This window comes from Pseudomonas sp. 8BK (genome assembly GCF_902506475.1).
GTDB classification, from domain to species: Bacteria; Pseudomonadota; Gammaproteobacteria; order Pseudomonadales; family Pseudomonadaceae; genus Aquipseudomonas; species Aquipseudomonas anguilliseptica.
Genome location: NZ_LR733252.1, coordinates 2,798,154 through 2,813,089, shown reverse-complemented (window position 1 = coordinate 2,813,089; position 14,936 = coordinate 2,798,154). Strand labels below are relative to the sequence as shown.

Below are 14,936 nucleotides of genomic sequence, written 5' to 3'. Positions count from 1 at the left end.
CCTGGTTCTGGAAGATTTCTGCCCGCTGGGCGCTGCATCTTTGTCGGTTTATGGGCATGCTGCATCCCCGTTTTAGCTGACCCAGGTTGCGCACGCCATGAAGCGTTTTGTACTGCTCGATACCGCCCCGATTCCCGATGGCTCGGGTGCTTTGTGCCTGTTCGAGTACGGCGAGGACTTCGTCATCAAGATCGCCGGTGGCGATGGCGGTCAGTTGATGAATACGCGCATGCACGGCTCCGAAGATGCGCTGGCGGCGATTCCCTGCAAGAAGGTTGCGGGTCGCCCCGACTCACGGGTGCTGATTGGCGGCCTGGGCATGGGCTTTACCCTGGCTGCCGCCTTGCAGAATCTGGGCAAGACTGCCGAAGTGGAAGTCGCCGAGCTGGTGCCAGGGGTGGTGGAGTGGAACCGTGGCCCGCTGGGGGCCAAGGCCGGTTACCCCATCCTTGATCCGCGTACCCGCGTGATTCAGGACGACGTGGCCAACTGCCTGAAAAACGCCGAGCAGCGTTATGACGCAATTATGCTGGATGTCGACAACGGCCCCGAAGGCCTGACCCAGAAACGCAACAGCTGGCTGTATTCGGCCCAGGGTCTGCAGCGCTGTTACCAGGCATTGCGCCCCAAAGGCGTGTTGGCAGTGTGGTCAGCCAGTGCCGACCGGGTGTTCAGCGACAAGGTGCGCAAGGCCGGTTTCAAGGTGGAAGAAGTGCAGGTTTATGCCCATGGCAACAAGGGCACTCGACACACCATCTGGATTGCCAGCAAGTAGCGCTAGCCACCACTGAACGCCGCCAGGCGCTCAGTGGTGTTCGGCTCAGCCAAGCAACTCGGCAAAGCCTTTGTCGGCATCCAGAATCGCCGGCAGCTCGTCCAGCAGACTGGCCACATCCAGCCCTTCGAACAGTGGCCCCTGCAGCGTGTCCACCGCCTTGGACATGGCGCCCGGATGTTCACGCAGCGCCTCGGCAATCGACACGGCCTGGGCCAGCACGCGTGGCAAGGGCATGTCCACGGGTGCCTGGAACGGTCGGCTCTGGTAGGCGATGGCATGCTGGATCAGCTCCGGCAGTTGCCAGCGCCGCGCCAGCTCCGCACCCACTTCGGGGAAACCGAAGCCCAGTTGCAGGGTTTCCAGTGCCACACGCTGGGCGGCCCCGACATCCTTGCCGTTCTGGTTGAGGCGCTCGGCCAGCTCAGGTACACCGGTCTGAATCAGCAGTTCACCAATGTTGTGCATCATCCCGCAGGTAAACGCGGTTTCCGCGGCAACGCCGCGGTTCTTTGCCAGCAGCCGACTGATGCTGGCCACCTGGAAACTGTGCGTCCAGAAGCCCTTGAGATCAAAACCTGGTGGCGCCTGGAACGCGCCGGTTACGGCCGAGGCCAGAACCAGTGTGCGCAGGGTGTTGAAGCCCAGGCGCATCGCAGCATCTTCGACGCTGGTGGACTCGCGTGCACCGCGAAAGCGTGCAGAGTTGGCCAGGCGCAGTACTTTGGCAGCAATCACCGGGTCCAGGGCGATATTGCGTGCGACGCTGTCCAGGCTGGTGTGGGGGTTATCGAACTGTTGAATCAGGTCCTGGGCGACTCGGGGTATACAGGGCAAGCTGTGAACTTGGGAAAACAAGGCACTTATATCCATGATAGGAGCCTGCTTGAGGGGGGGAGTAATCACGATAGCAGCGATTTGCAGGGGCCATTGTGCCGTGCGCGCTTCTCCTGCTCTGGATCAGGAAAGCGGCTGCAAGAGTGGGGGCGAACGTGAGAGGCGGCCCGCGGTGCGGGCTTTAGCGGATCTTCAGCTTGCCAATGCGGTCGTTGTCCAGGCTGCCGAAGTACAGATAATCGCCCACCGGCTTGACCGAAGTGATCATGCGCAGGTGGGTGCCGCTGGTGTCGTGCAGGCTCAGGGTGATTTCGCCTTGTTCATTGAGGGCGATGGCAAAGCCGTAAGGCACGGCCTTGGGCCAGAAGGCGCGGGGCAGTTTGGCCAGCTGTGATTTCGCCCAGGGCGAGCGGTGCAGCATGTCGGCGTCGGCTTTACGCGGGGTTGGCAGAGCCACCCAGAAGGTGCCGTTGCGGTCGCCCTGCAGGTTGTCCGGCAGGCCCGGCAGGTTGTCGATAAAGATGTCGTGGGTGCCGGCCTTGTCGCCGCTCAGCCAGTAACGGGTGATGCGGTAGCGGTAGGTTTCGTTGACCAGCACGAAGTCCTCATTGGCCGACAGCGCCACACCGTTGGCGAAGTACAGGTCCTTGAGCAGCACCTTGGTTTCGCCGTTGATCGGGTTGTAGCTGAGCAGGCGGCCCCAGGGGCGAGCTTCGAGCAGGTCGAGCAGGTAGTCAGGTTGTTCGAAGCGCTGGCTGGCATCGCTGAAGTAGATGGTGCCGTCGCGGGCGATATCCAGATCGTCGGTGAACTTGAACGGCACGCCTTCGGCTTCAGTAGTCAGTACTTTGATCTGGCCCTGAGGGTTGATGCTCAGCAAGCCCTTGTAGGCGTCGGCGACGATCAGGTTACCGGCAGCGTCAAAGTCCATTCCCAGCGGGCGGCCCTGGGTGTCGACGAAGGTTTCTACACTGCCGTCAGCCTTGATGCGCACGATGCGGCCGTCATGCAGGCCGCTGTACACCTGCCCCTGGGCATCCACCGCCGTGTCTTCCGGGCCATGTACCTGGCCACGACCGAGCAGTTCGGCCTTCATCAGCGTGTCATTGGGTTCCAGTACGCCAGTCATCGGCGGGATGGCCGGGGCTTCCCAGGCCAGTGGATCAATCGGGCTGGGCGTAATGGCGAGATAGATCGCCGCCGCAGCAATCAAGGCCACAAGCAGGCCAAGCAGTTTCTTCATTGTTGTTATTCCCTGTGCTGAAGGTGGTTCTGGATGCAAGCGGGCGCAGAATAGCGCGTCTGCAGCCCGTCGCGCATTGTCAATGCCCGGCTATTGGGTGTGGCGATATATACTGCGCGGCATTCTTGATGGGAGAGCCGCGTGGCGATTGATATTCAGTGGATTGGTGATGACGCCAGCCTGGCGCAGCATTGCGCAACCTGGCGCAGCTTGGCGTTTGTCGCGGTGGATACCGAGTTTATGCGGGTTGACGCCTTTTACCCGATTGCCGGCCTGCTGCAGGTCAGCGAGGGCGAGCGAGCGTACCTGATCGATCCACTGCTGATCAGCGACTGGACGCCCTTTGCCGAGCTGCTGCAAGACCCTGCAGTGGTCAAGGTGCTGCACGCCTGCAGCGAGGACCTGGAAGTCTTTCTGCGCCTGACCGGCAGCCTGCCTACGCCGCTGTTCGACACCCAACTGGCCGCCGGTTATCTCAACCTGGGTTTCTCCATGGGTTACTCGCGCCTGGTGCAGGCGGTGCTGAATATCGAACTGCCCAAGGGCGAGACCCGCTCCGACTGGCTGCAGCGACCGTTGTCGGCCACTCAGGTCAGCTATGCCGCCGAAGACGTGCTGCACCTGGCTGAGGTGTATGCGCAGCTCAAGGCGCAGCTGTCAGCTGAGAAATACGCCTGGGTGCTGGAAGACGGCGCCGAGCTGGTCGGCAACCTCAAACGTGAAGTCGATCCCGAGCTGGCCTACCGCGAAGCCAAGCTGGCCTGGAAACTCTCGCGTCAGCAGTTGGCGGTACTGAAAGCGTTGTGCACCTGGCGTGAAGAGCAGGCGCGTAAACGCAACCAGCCGCGCAACCGGATTATCCGCGAGCATTCGTTGTGGCCACTGGCGCGCACCCAGCCGGATAACCTGGTGGCGCTGGCGCGGATCGAGGATATGCACCCGAAAACCGTGCGTCAGGACGGCGAATTTATTCTGCAACTGATCAAGCAGGCGGCTGCCACTCCGCCTGAGCATTGGCCTGAAGCGCTGCCGGAGCCTTTGCCGCTGGAAGTAGGGTCACTGCTGAAAAAGCTGCGTGCCATTGGCCAGCGAGAGGGTGAACGCCTGAACATCGCCCCTGAGCTGATGCTGCGCAAGAAAACCCTCGAAGCCCTGCTGAAAACCGGCTATCCCAATGGGCCGTACCAGCTGCCGGAGTCGCTGCGCGGCTGGCGGCGTGAATTGATGGGCCAGGCGCTGTTGAATTGCCTGGCTGCAACCGGAGAGTCCGCGTGAAACGTATCTGCTCAATCTACAAAAGCCCGCGCAAGAACGAGATGTACCTCTATGTGCTGAAAAGCGACGGCCTCAAACGTGTACCTGAGGCGCTGTTGAGCGCCTTCGGCCCCCCGGCACTGGCCTTCGAATTGATCCTCACCCCCGAGCGCCAACTGGCCCGCGAGGACATCCACAAGGTGCTGGCCAACCTCGACGAGCAGGGTTACCACCTGCAAATGCCGCCACCGGAAGATGAGTACATCGAGCACCTGCCCGATGAACTGCTGCGTCGTAACGATCCGGTCTGATGACCCCGCCAGCCGACACCCCGCTGCGCGTACTGATCGCGGAGGGCGAGCATCGCCGCTATGCCGCGCTGTTGCGTGAGCAGGCCCCGGGGTTGGAAGTGTTCGGCAGCGACCAGCTGGGCGATTTGCAGCTTCAGGCATCAACCTGCCCTGTGTGGCTGGGGCAGCCGGACCTGTTGGCTGCCTTGCTGCGCCAAGGCGCTCGGCCGCAATGGCTGCAATCGACCTGGGCAGGCATCACGCCCTTGTTGGCCGCTGATTTGCCAACCGATTACCGCCTGAGCCGCGCCGTGGGCATCTTCGGTCAGGTGATGGCCGAGTATGTGCTGTGCCACCTGCTGGCCCACGAGCGTCAGTTGCTGGCGCGTTTGGCCGACCAGGTCGAGCAGCGCTGGGACAATCGCCTACCGCGCAGCCTGGCCGGGCGTAAGGTGCTGATCGTCGGCGCCGGTGATATCGGCCTGAGCGTGGCGCAGTTTCTCGCGCCGTTCGGCATGCAGTTGCTGGGCATTGCCAGCAGCTCGCGCCATCTGCCGCCGTTCCGTCAGGTGGCTGGGCTCGACGAACTACCGAGCCTGGTGGGTGAGGCCGATTACCTGATCAACCTGCTGCCGGATACTCCGGCTACCCGCGATATCTATGACGCGGCGCTGTTCGCCGCCTGCAAGCCCAGCGCGCTGTTTATCAATGCCGGACGCGGTGTTGCAGTGGTCGATCAGGCACTGGTCAGCGCCTTGCAGCAAGGGCAACTGGCGGGTGCGGTGATCGATGTCTGCCGTGAAGAGCCACTGCCTGCTGGTCATCCATTCTGGGATGCGCCGTGTCTGCTGCTCACCGGGCACAGTGCTGCACCGACTGATCCTCATCTATTGGTGAAGTTGTTTGTCGATAACCTAGCGCGCTGGCAGGTAGGTTCAGCACTGCGCGGGCAGGTGGACTTTGTCCGTGGTTATTAATTGACCATTCAGCTCTCCGCCCTTGGCCGTTAAAGCCCCAGCCGCTAGACTGCCGGCCTTTTCGCCAGTCACCGTACCTCCCGCCATGGCCGCCAAAGTCGAACCCTTCTGGAAACGCAAAACTCTCGAACAGCTGGATCAGGACGAGTGGGAGTCGCTGTGCGATGGCTGCGGCCTGTGTTGCCTGCAAAAGCTCGAGGATGAGGACGATGGCAGCGTGTATTACACGCGCATCGCCTGCAAGCTGCTGGATCTGAATACCTGCCGCTGCACTGACTACAGCAACCGACGCAAATTCGTCGCCGACTGCATCCAGCTCACCCCGGCCCAGGCCGACCAGTTCCAGTGGCTGCCGCCGACCTGCGCCTACCGCCTGGTCAGTGAGGGCAAGGACTTGCTGCTCTGGCATCACCTGGTCTGCGGTGACCCGGATCAGGTGCACAAGCAGCGCATATCTCAGGCCGGGCGGATGCTCAGTGAAAACAGCGTGGCCGAGGATGAGTGGGAAGAACACATGATTTTCCGCGCTGGCTGAACCTCGTCGAGCAATCCCAGCCTAAACTCGCCTGAATCAATGATTTGCACTGTGGAGCCTTGCCATGCTGATGCGCCGTTTGCTGCTGTCCGTTGTTCTGCTGAGCCTGAGCACGCCGCTGTGGGCAAAGAAGGTCGACCTGGATTACCGCGTGCGTTTTCTGCCTGAGACCGAGCAGGCCGAAGTCAGCCTGACCCTGGAAGACGGCGCGCAGGTCATCAGCCTGGCTTTCAATCTGGGCGACCAGGGCGTTTACAGCGACTTCAAGGCTGACGGCCAGTGGACGCAGAACAGCCCTGAGTTGGGCACCTGGCAGCCGAGCAAAGGCCAATCCACCCTGACTTACCGCGTGCGTATCAATAATGAGCGCAGTGCTGGGCGCTTTGATGCGTTGATCACCAAGGATTGGGCGCTGCTGCGTGGCGACGATCTGGTGCCGGCGGTCAAGCTGCGCCAGGAAGATCACACCGTGCTGGTGTCGCGTCTGCAGTTCGACCTGCCCAAGGGCTGGAAAAGTGTTGAAACCGGCTGGCCGCGTGTCGGCAAGAACAAATTCCGCATCGACAACCCACAGCGCAAGTTCGACCGCCCGACTGGCTGGATGGTGGCCGGTAAGATCGGTACGCGCCGCGCCAAACTGGGTGAAACCGATGTGGCTATTGCCGCGCCGGTGGGCGAGGGCATGCGCCGCATGGATGTGATGACCCTGCTGACCTTTATCTGGCCGCATGCTCAGGACGTGTTCCCGCGCGACCCGACCAAACTGCTGATCGTCGGCGCCGGCGACCCAATGTGGCGCGGTGGTCTGTCGGCCACCAATTCCTACTACATGCACAGTGACCGTCCGCTGGTCAGCGAGAACGGCACCAGTTCCCTGGTGCACGAACTGGTGCATGTGTTCAGCCGGATCAAGGCGCGTGATCGCAGTGACTGGATCACCGAAGGCCTAGCCGAGTACTACGCCATCGAGCTGATGCGTCGCGCCGGGGGCCTCAGCGAGGAGCGTTACCAGAAGATCCGCGAGCAACTGATCCGCTGGAGTAAACCGGTCAAGAGCCTGCGCACCGACGACTCCAGCGGCCCGGTGACTGCCCGCGCGGTGTTGCTGCTGCAGGAGCTAGATCGGGAAATCCGCCAGGCCACCAAAGGCACCACCCAGCCGCGTTCGCTGGATGACGTGACCCGCGGCCTGATGCGCCTGGACAAAGCCAGCACCAAGGACTTTATCGAAATCAGCGAAAACGTCATGGGCGCTGCCTCCGAGGTGCTGGACAACAAGCTGTTGCGCTAGTTACCCGCCTGAGTAAGCATGCGGCGCAGTTGCCAGCGAGGAGCGCCGCATGCGCCGTCTACCGTCTCTCACTGCCTTGCGTACCTTCGAGTGCGCCGCTCGGCATGCCCACTTCGGCCGGGCAGCGGCCGAGTTGTGCGTCACCGACAGCGCAGTCAGCCATCAGATCCGTCAGCTGGAAGAGCAACTTGGCACTGCGCTGTTTGCCCGTGAAGGTCGTCAGGTCGTGCCGACGCCTGCCGCGCGGCGTTTGCTGCAGCGTTTGCAGCAGGCGTTTGAGCTGATTGGTGAGGCCTGTGACGAGTTGCGTGACCCTGGCTCGCAGGCGGTGTTGCGTATCGCGGTAACGCCCGAGCTGGCGCAGAAGTGGCTGGTCAGCCGCCTGGCTGATTTCAGCGACCGTTACCCGCAGATCACCCTGCATCTTCACGAACAGCCGCTGGAAGCCAGTTTGCCGAGCCCGGATATCGATCTGGCGATCACCTATGGCACCGGGCCCGAGGATGCCAGTGCCTACTTCGTGCGGCCGCTGCCGACCCTGCAGTTCTTTCCGGTGTGCAGCCCCAGTCTGTTCAACCAGGGCGGCCTTAAACATCCGCGTGATCTGGCTCGCCACGGCCTGCTGCACGATGATCAGGACGGCAAGACCTGGACCGCCTGGCTGACCACCCATGCCAGTGATATCCAGCCGGCGCGTCATCTGTACCTGGGGCATGCCGGCCTGGCGCTGGAGGCGGCGGCGCAAGGGCAGGGCGTGGCCATGGGCGACAACCTCACCGCTGCCGAAGACTTGGCCTGCGGTCGTCTGGTGCGTCCATTCAACGCCAGTGTGGCAGCGCTTGGGCAGTATGCGCTGGTCTGTGAACGCATTCGTCTGGAGAAGTCGGCAGTGGTGGACTTCTTAGATTGGCTGAGTGATCACCTGGCTGAATGATGAATTGAATTCAGTTATTCCGTAATTATCGTCGTTGGAACCTCGGTCAGAGCGCCGCGTACTGTGTGGCCATCTTCCCCACAGGCATGAGGTGCATCCTATGGCGCGTTCCCTGACTTCCCTCCCCAAAGCCGATGGCTTTCGTCTGCCCGGCGAATTCGAACCCAAGGCCGGTTGCTGGCTTGGCTGGCCGGAGCGCACTGATGTGTGGCGCAACGGTGCCAAGCCGGCGCAGAAGGTCTGGGTCGATATCGTCACGGCCATCGCCAGCAGCGAGCCGGTCACCGTGTGCGCCTCGGCCAGCCAGTACGCCAACGCCCGTCGCCAACTGCCGGCCCATGTGCGGGTGGTGGAGATGACCTGCAACGACACCTGGTTCCGCGACAGCGGCCCGGCTTTTTTGGTCAATGACGACAGCGGCGAAGTGCGCGGTGTGGACTTCGAGTTCAATGCTTACGGCGGTCTCGATGGCGGCTTGTACTACCCTTGGGACAAAGACGATCAGATCGCTCAGAAGATCCTCGAAATCGAAGGTTATGATCGCTATCGGGCGCCCTTTATCGCGGAAATGGGCGGTATCCAGACTGATGGCCAACGTACCTTGCTGACCACCGAGCAGTGTCTGCTCAACCGTAATCGCAACGCTCACCTGGGTAAGGATGAAATGACCCGCCGCCTGCGGGACTATCTCGGCGCCGAGCAGGTGATCTGGTTGCCACGCGGCTGCAAGTTCGATGAAACCGACGGCCATATCGATGACCTGGCCTGCTTTGTCCGCCCCGGTGTGGTGGTGATGCAGTGGACGGACGATCGCAACGATCCGCAGTGGGAGATCTACCAGGAGGCCTACGACATTCTGCGCAGTACCCGCGATGCCCAGGGGCGCGCGCTGGAAATCCACAAGCTGCCGCAACCGCGCGTACTGGAGTGGACGGCTGAAGAGGCCGAGGGCCTGGATCAGGATGATTCGACCCACACCCGCCAGGCCGGCACGCAGATCTGCGCCTCCTACATCAACTACTACGCCGGCAACTCGGCCATCGTCGTGCCGCTGTTCAACGACCCCTGCGACCGTGTTGCCCAGGCCACTCTGGCCGAGCTGTTTCCCAAGCACCGGATTATCGGTATCGAGAACTCGCGGGAGATTCTGCTCGGTGGCGGTAACGTCGCCTGCATCACCATGCCGCAATACGCCGCGCCCAAGCGCGCCTAGGAGGCTTCGATGAAACTGCATACCAGTTTGTTGGCCCTAGGCCTGGCCGCCAGCGTTCAGGCGCTGGCGGCCGAGGCGCCGAAGCAGGTCAATCTGTTTATCTGGGGCGAGTACCTGGCATCGGACACCCTGAGCAGTTTTGAACAGAAGACCGGAATCAAGGTGGTGGTCGATCACTTCGACTCGCTGGAAACCGTGGAAACCAAACTGCTTACCGGGCGCAGCGGTTACGACCTAGTACTGACGGCCGGTCAGCATCTGCAGCGGGCCATCCAGAGTGGCGCGCTGCAACCGCTGGACAAGGCCGCGCTACCGCATTTCAGCGGGCTTGATCCGGAGTTCACCGGGCATATGGCGACTTTCGATCCGGGAAATCGCTATGCCGGCCTGTATGTCTGGGGCACCACGGGTTTTGGTTATCAACAGCAGGCCATTGCCAAGCGCATGACCGATGCGCCAACCGACAGCTGGGCCATGCTGATGGACCCAGCCGTCGTGGCGAAGTTTGCCGACTGCGGAGTGAGTTTTCTCAACGATCCCAATGAGGTGTTCGCTGCCGCGTTTCGCTATCTGGACCTGGATATCAACCGGCAGAGCCTGGATGACCTGAAACTGGCCGAGGCGCATCTGGCCAAAGTACGACCGTCGATCCGCTACTTCGACAACGACCGCAATATCACTGACCTGGCAAACGGCGATACCTGCCTGGCGATGTCGTGGAATGGAAACGTGTCGATGGCCGCCGGCCAGGCTGAGCAGGCGGGCAAGCCCTACAGCCTGCACTACAGCATCCCGCGCGAAGGCACGCTGATCTGGTTTGATGCGATGGTTATCCCCAAAGATGCGCCGCATCCTGAGGCGGGCCTGGCGTTGATGGACCACCTGATGACCCCCGAGGTGATTGGCGCCATCACCAACACCATCTACTACGCCAACGCGGTGCCGGCGGCGAATGCCACGGTCGATCCGGCCATTCTCGCTGACCCCGGCACCTACCCAGCTGTCGATGTACGTGCGCAGTTGTACACCAAGAACGACAACGCCAAGGCTTTCAACCGCGCATTGACCCGCGCCTTTAGTCGGCTTAAATCTGGGCTCTGAAGGCTCGTATTGTGCGTCGCTCCAACGCCATCCAGTGCTATGCCGCTGGGTGGCGTTGCTGTTTCTGCGGCGCAGTTTGCTCAGTCGTGGCATAGCCAGCTTGACCCTGAGGTGTCGATCAATATCTAATGATAAGTATTCTCATTTAATGCTTGTCGATCCACGCACCCTGTTGCGTTGTTAGATTGATGCGGTGCAAGGGTGTGGCGGTGTTAGCGAACAATACGGCGTACGGGCGCCATGGCTATGGATAAACAACTCCATGGCCCGATTTCCCTGGTCTATCGCACCCTGCATGGCGAACTGCTGAAGTTTCTCGGCAAGCGTCTGGACAGCTCCGCCGATGCAGATGATCTGGCTCAGGATGCCTTCACCCAGTGGCTTGGCCGGGATGGCCGGGGTGATGTGCAACAGCCCCGCGCGTTTCTCTTTCAGATTGCACGCAATCTGCTGCGTGATCACTGGCGCCGTCAGCAGTCCCGCCCTCAGCTCTGCGCGGAGGGCGATTCACAGCATGGGTTGGACGCCATGGTTGATGAGCAGGGCGCCGGCCCCTTGGAAAAAGTCGAACAGCATCAACGTTTGCATCTGCTGGCCAGTGCCCTGGATGATCTGCCGCCGCGCCGGCGCGAGGCCTTCGTGCTGCATAAATTCGATGGCCTGTCCCAGGTTGAGGTGGCCGAGCGCATGGGAATTTCTCTGAGCATGGTGGAAAAGCACATTGCCAGTGCCTTGCTGCACTGCAAACGGCGTGTGCAAGGCCAATCCGCGGTGGAGCCGCTATGAGCCCAGGCATGCACAGGGAGCGTTCGATTTCCATCGATGAACAGGCGGCCATCTGGTTTAGCCGGCGTTGCCGCGGCCCGTTATCGAGGGCTGAGCAGGCGCAGCTGGATACCTGGTTGGCGGCTGATCCGGCCCATGGGCGGGCACTGGCCGATATGCAGTTGGTTTGGGCCGATCTTGATCTGCTGCCGCGACCCGTTTTGCCGGCGGCAGCTGCGATGACCTTACGGCCGCAGCGCAGTTGGCGGCCGGGGCGCGCCTTGGCGGCTGCGGTGGTGCTGGTATGTGCGGTGTTGGCAGCGCCGCAGAACTGGTTTAGCGCGCCGCCAACGCAGGAGTTGAGCCTGTCCAGCGCGCCTGGTGAGCAACGGCAGGTCGAGTTGGCGGATGGCACACGTATCGATCTGAATGTGGATAGCCAACTGCATGTGCGTCTCTATGAGGATTACCGCGAAGTTGAACTGCTGGCTGGTGAAGCCTTTTTCGCTGTGGCGGCTGATGCCTCGCGGCCCTTCGCGGTGATGGCTGGCGAGAGCAGCGTGCGGGTGATCGGTACACGCTTTAGCGTGCGTCGCAGTGACGAGCGCCTGGCGGTGGCAGTGGAAAGCGGCAAGGTGGCGGTGCAGCCGCAGGCCGATAAGGCGCAGCAAACGCTGCTGAGCGCGGGTGAGGGCGTCGACTTCGATTACCGCAGCAAGACCTTGCAGCAACTGCGTCTGGGTAGCGAAGAGATTGCCAGCTGGCGACGTGGTCAACTGGTGTTTAGTGATCGGCCTCTGGCGCAGCTGCTGGATGAGTTGGCGCATTACCGCGCAGCCCCGGTGCGCCTGGCCCAGGCCAGCCTCGGCAAGCGGCGCCTGTCCGGCAGCCTGAATATCGCCAAGCCGGATGACTTTCTTGCCGCGTTGCCGCAACTCTTGCCGGTTCGGGTTGAGCATCGCGGCGATGGTGTTGTGCTGATTCATCCCCTCTAAAAGCGAGCCTGCCCGGCAGGCTCTTTTGTATTTTTACAAATGAAAATATTTTGCATTCGCATATGTGGGTTTCTCGGCCTGCTGCGTCTTCCTGTTGTCCGCCTTATGCGAGGGCGGTTTTGCAGTATCTGGGAGACTTGCATGAAAACCCGCACCACCCGTTTTGCCCTGCGTCAGCTCTGTGCCAGCACCGCCATGGCTACCTGTCTGCTGAGTGGCAGTGTTCTGGCTCAGGAATTCAGCTTCAATCTGCCGGCGCAACCGATGGCCAGCGCTATCACCGCACTGGCTCAACAGAGCCAGTTGCAGATCCTTTTTGATGAAGCGCAATTGCGTGACCTGCAGGCTCCTGCCTTGCTGGGAACACTTAATGCGCGTGATGCGTTGGAAAAGTTGTTGAGTAACTCGGGGTTGGAGCTGCTGCCTGCGGGTGAAGGTTTTGTGGTGCGTAAACGTGCTCAGCAGAGCAGTCAGCAACATACGATTCAGCTCGATGCCCAGACTATTGTCGGCAGTGGAACCAGCGTCGATGCCAGCACTGTGGGCCGTTCGACTTTGACCAACAGGGAGATCGAGCGCCAGCAGGCCGATAATATCCCCAGCCTGCTGCAGACCTTGCCAGGCGTGAGCATGGGCGGCTCGGCCAAGCCAGGTGGGCAAACGATGAATATCTGGGGCCTGGGCGATGCCGAAGATGTGCCCTTTACCCTCGATGGTGCTACCAAGAGCGGCTTCGAGCGTTATCAGCAGGGCACGGTGTTTATCGAGCCGGAGCTGATCAAGCGTATCGAGGTGGAGAAGGGCCCGCATTCGGTGTTTACCGGCAATGGCGGCTTTGGCGGCACGGTGCATATGGAAACCAAGGATGCGCCGGATTTGTTGAAGGAAGGACGAAACCTGGGCGCCATGCTCAAGTACGGTTACCACAGCAACGATCAACAGAAAATCTACAGTGGCGCGGTGTATGGGCAGACGTCGGATGGTCGAGCCGATGGTTTGCTGTATCTGACCAGTCGTGATGGACGCGATATGAAGCTGGCAGGAACCATTCCTGATCCCGATAACCGCTATCCGGTCAATCCGCAGCGCTTGCCAAACTCGGCGCAGGATCTCGATGCCGGCTTGTTCAAGCTCAATCTGTATGCCACCGATGAGCATGCATTCGGGCTGTCCTGGGCGCGTTCGAAAAGTGCTCGTTGGACGCCATTCTCCTCGGCCAGCTTCCCGACACCGCCCACCCAGAGCAATATCAACCAATATGGTTATGAGGCGGCTTTGCGGCGTTTCCTGGCCCATCGGGAAACCATCGACACGACCTGGTCTGCAAAATATCACTACCAGCCGCTGGAGAATCCGCTGCTGGATATGACTCTCAGCTACTCGCAGTCCGATGTTGAACAGGTGGACGAGCGCGAGCCCGGGGCTTTCGTGCAGCCCTCAACCGGTGGCCGCAAGATGGACACCGGTTACCACGACAGGGTCATCGAACTGCGCAATACCAGCCGTTTCGACACCGGCCGCCTGTCCCATGCGCTGACTCTGGGCGGTGCATGGCGTCAGCACAACCGCGACACACTGATGTATATCGATACCTCCACCTACAACAAGCCACGCTACAACTATGGCCTGTTTCAGCCGACCTTTATGCCCAGCGGCGAGCAGCTAACTCACAGTTTCTATGTGCAGGACGCTATCAGTTACGGCCGCCTGACTGTTACGCCGTCCATGCGCTTCGACAGTGTGCGTAACGAAGCTGAGCCGAACCTGGCACCGATCTACAACAATGCGGCCCTCGGTCACGACTACAGCAGCCAGAGCTATTCGGGCTGGTCGCCACGCTTGTCGTTGTTCTGGGCTGCGACTGAGCAACTTGGCTTCTTTGCCGATTACACGCAAACCTGGCGTGCCCCGTTGATTGATGAACAGTACGAGGTACAGAACAGCAGCAGCCGTCCGGCCACCAGTCGTGATCTGGACCCGGAGCGTATGCATGCCCTGCGCGCCGGCAGCGTGCTGAGCCTGTCCAACCTGCTGGTGCAGAGCGATAGCCTGCAGGTTCGCACCACCTTGTTTCGCAACCGCATCAAGGATGAAATTTTCAAGAACGTTGGGGTGGGCTGTGAGGAGCAGTCCATCAGCAACGGTTCCTTGTCTGGCAGCTGTGGGGCTTATCTGCCGCAGGGTAACTACCGCAATATCGGTGATCTGACGATCAAAGGTGTCGAAGTCGAGAGCTTCTACGACAGTGCGCGGGTATTTGCAGCGCTGTCGTATTCCTGGATGAGCGGCGAACACGAGGGCGCCTATACCAACCCCTGGGGGCCGAATGTTTGGGCTAGGGGCATTCAGCCGGTCAAGTGGGTCGCGACGCTGGGAGTGAAAATCCCTGAAATCGACACACGAATTGGCTGGCAGGGTGAGTTTGTACGCAAGAGCGACCGCCTGCCCAGTGACCGCTATTCGGGTGGCATGGGCAGCTCGGTGGGGGACACCTATTACGATCACTTCGACAATGCCAGTTACGACACTCAGCGCATCTTCGCCAGCTGGAAGCCGCAGCTCGCTGGGCTGAAAGATACCGAGGTGAATTTCGTCGTGGATAACCTGTTCAACCGCTTCTATCAGCCGGCATTCAGTGGTGATCGGGTTTACAGCCAGGGGCGCAATGCCAAGCTGAGCATTACTCAATTCTTTTGAGTGACGAGGCCAGGCTGGACGGTTAGCTG

The 14,936-nt window shown here is 61.0% G+C and carries 14 protein-coding genes; 12 read left to right on the top strand and 2 right to left on the bottom strand.

The features are described from left to right. The first annotated feature begins 97 nt into the window (after positions 1-97). Positions 98-775 carry a spermidine synthase gene (locus ACIN8IBEIGE_RS12995; protein ID WP_160014994.1) on the top strand — a complete coding sequence of 226 codons (678 nt, stop codon included), beginning with the start codon at positions 98-100 and terminating at the stop codon, positions 773-775. 45 nt (positions 776-820) lie between these two features. Here the strand turns inward: ACIN8IBEIGE_RS12995 and ACIN8IBEIGE_RS12990 are convergent, their stop codons facing one another. Then, positions 821-1,651 carry an HDOD domain-containing protein gene (locus ACIN8IBEIGE_RS12990; RefSeq protein ID WP_178124393.1) on the bottom strand — a complete coding sequence of 277 codons (831 nt, stop codon included), beginning with the start codon at positions 1,649-1,651 and terminating at the stop codon, positions 821-823. 142 nt (positions 1,652-1,793) lie between these two features. After that, positions 1,794-2,855 (bottom strand): SMP-30/gluconolactonase/LRE family protein, encoded by a 1,062-nt coding sequence (locus tag ACIN8IBEIGE_RS12985; RefSeq protein WP_160014992.1) that lies wholly within the window; start codon positions 2,853-2,855, stop codon positions 1,794-1,796. A gap of 141 nt (positions 2,856-2,996) precedes the next feature. Here ACIN8IBEIGE_RS12985 and rnd point away from each other — a divergent pair, with 141 nt between their 5' ends. The 11 genes from rnd (at position 2,997) to ACIN8IBEIGE_RS12930 (ending at position 14,907) form a co-directional block, all read left to right on the top strand. Next, positions 2,997-4,130 (top strand): ribonuclease D, encoded by a 1,134-nt coding sequence (rnd, locus tag ACIN8IBEIGE_RS12980; RefSeq protein ID WP_160014991.1) that lies wholly within the window; start codon positions 2,997-2,999, stop codon positions 4,128-4,130. Then, a complete protein-coding gene (locus ACIN8IBEIGE_RS12975; protein WP_160014990.1) occupies positions 4,127-4,420 on the top strand; it encodes a YcgL domain-containing protein in 294 nt (97 codons plus the stop codon). Before rnd ends, ACIN8IBEIGE_RS12975 begins: the two co-directional genes overlap by 4 nt. 23 nt (positions 4,421-4,443) lie before the next feature. Continuing rightward, positions 4,444-5,376, top strand: coding sequence for a D-2-hydroxyacid dehydrogenase (locus ACIN8IBEIGE_RS12970; RefSeq protein ID WP_160016379.1), 933 nt, complete (start codon positions 4,444-4,446; stop codon positions 5,374-5,376). Between the two features lie 85 nt (positions 5,377-5,461). Continuing rightward, the gene (locus ACIN8IBEIGE_RS12965) at positions 5,462-5,911 is read left to right on the top strand and encodes a YcgN family cysteine cluster protein (protein WP_160014989.1); all 450 of its coding nucleotides are present in this window, start codon (positions 5,462-5,464) and stop codon (positions 5,909-5,911) included. A gap of 64 nt (positions 5,912-5,975) precedes the next feature. Next, positions 5,976-7,202: a hypothetical protein gene (locus ACIN8IBEIGE_RS12960; protein ID WP_160014988.1), complete on the top strand. Its 1,227-nt coding sequence runs from the start codon at positions 5,976-5,978 to the stop codon at positions 7,200-7,202. A 49-nt stretch (positions 7,203-7,251) separates the two neighbouring features. Next, positions 7,252-8,136: a LysR substrate-binding domain-containing protein gene (locus tag ACIN8IBEIGE_RS12955; RefSeq protein ID WP_160014987.1), complete on the top strand. Its 885-nt coding sequence runs from the start codon at positions 7,252-7,254 to the stop codon at positions 8,134-8,136. Positions 8,137-8,236: 100 nt separating this feature from the next. Beyond that, positions 8,237-9,349, top strand: coding sequence for an agmatine deiminase (aguA, locus tag ACIN8IBEIGE_RS12950; RefSeq protein ID WP_160014986.1), 1,113 nt, complete (start codon positions 8,237-8,239; stop codon positions 9,347-9,349). 9 nt (positions 9,350-9,358) lie between these two features. Continuing rightward, on the top strand, positions 9,359-10,450 hold the full coding sequence (locus ACIN8IBEIGE_RS12945) for an extracellular solute-binding protein (RefSeq protein WP_160014985.1): 1,092 nt from the start codon (positions 9,359-9,361) through the stop codon (positions 10,448-10,450). Positions 10,451-10,696: 246 nt separating this feature from the next. Continuing rightward, entirely contained in the window at positions 10,697-11,236 is a 540-nt protein-coding gene (locus ACIN8IBEIGE_RS12940; protein ID WP_160014984.1) for a sigma-70 family RNA polymerase sigma factor, read from the top strand. Positions 11,237-11,244: 8 nt separating this feature from the next. Beyond that, on the top strand, positions 11,245-12,210 hold the full coding sequence (locus ACIN8IBEIGE_RS12935; RefSeq protein WP_160014983.1) for a FecR family protein: 966 nt from the start codon (positions 11,245-11,247) through the stop codon (positions 12,208-12,210). A 195-nt stretch (positions 12,211-12,405) separates the two neighbouring features. Then, entirely contained in the window at positions 12,406-14,907 is a 2,502-nt protein-coding gene (locus ACIN8IBEIGE_RS12930) for a TonB-dependent receptor (protein WP_160016378.1), read from the top strand. Positions 14,908-14,936 lie beyond the last annotated feature (29 nt).

What these genes read in the sequence shown, in the direction of transcription:
- ACIN8IBEIGE_RS12995 (WP_160014994.1), top strand. Translation starts at nt 98, where the DNA reads ATGAAGCGTTTTGTACTGCTCGATACCGCCCCGATTCCCGATGGCTCG.
- ACIN8IBEIGE_RS12985 (WP_160014992.1), bottom strand. Translation starts at nt 2,855, where the DNA reads ATGAAGAAACTGCTTGGCCTGCTTGTGGCCTTGATTGCTGCGGCGGCG.
- ACIN8IBEIGE_RS12965 (WP_160014989.1), top strand. Translation starts at nt 5,462, where the DNA reads ATGGCCGCCAAAGTCGAACCCTTCTGGAAACGCAAAACTCTCGAACAG.
- ACIN8IBEIGE_RS12960 (WP_160014988.1), top strand. Translation starts at nt 5,976, where the DNA reads ATGCTGATGCGCCGTTTGCTGCTGTCCGTTGTTCTGCTGAGCCTGAGC.
- ACIN8IBEIGE_RS12955 (WP_160014987.1), top strand. Translation starts at nt 7,252, where the DNA reads ATGCGCCGTCTACCGTCTCTCACTGCCTTGCGTACCTTCGAGTGCGCC.
- aguA (WP_160014986.1), top strand. Translation starts at nt 8,237, where the DNA reads ATGGCGCGTTCCCTGACTTCCCTCCCCAAAGCCGATGGCTTTCGTCTG.
- ACIN8IBEIGE_RS12945 (WP_160014985.1), top strand. Translation starts at nt 9,359, where the DNA reads ATGAAACTGCATACCAGTTTGTTGGCCCTAGGCCTGGCCGCCAGCGTT.
- ACIN8IBEIGE_RS12940 (WP_160014984.1), top strand. Translation starts at nt 10,697, where the DNA reads ATGGATAAACAACTCCATGGCCCGATTTCCCTGGTCTATCGCACCCTG.
- ACIN8IBEIGE_RS12935 (WP_160014983.1), top strand. Translation starts at nt 11,245, where the DNA reads ATGCACAGGGAGCGTTCGATTTCCATCGATGAACAGGCGGCCATCTGG.
- ACIN8IBEIGE_RS12930 (WP_160016378.1), top strand. Translation starts at nt 12,406, where the DNA reads ATGGCTACCTGTCTGCTGAGTGGCAGTGTTCTGGCTCAGGAATTCAGC.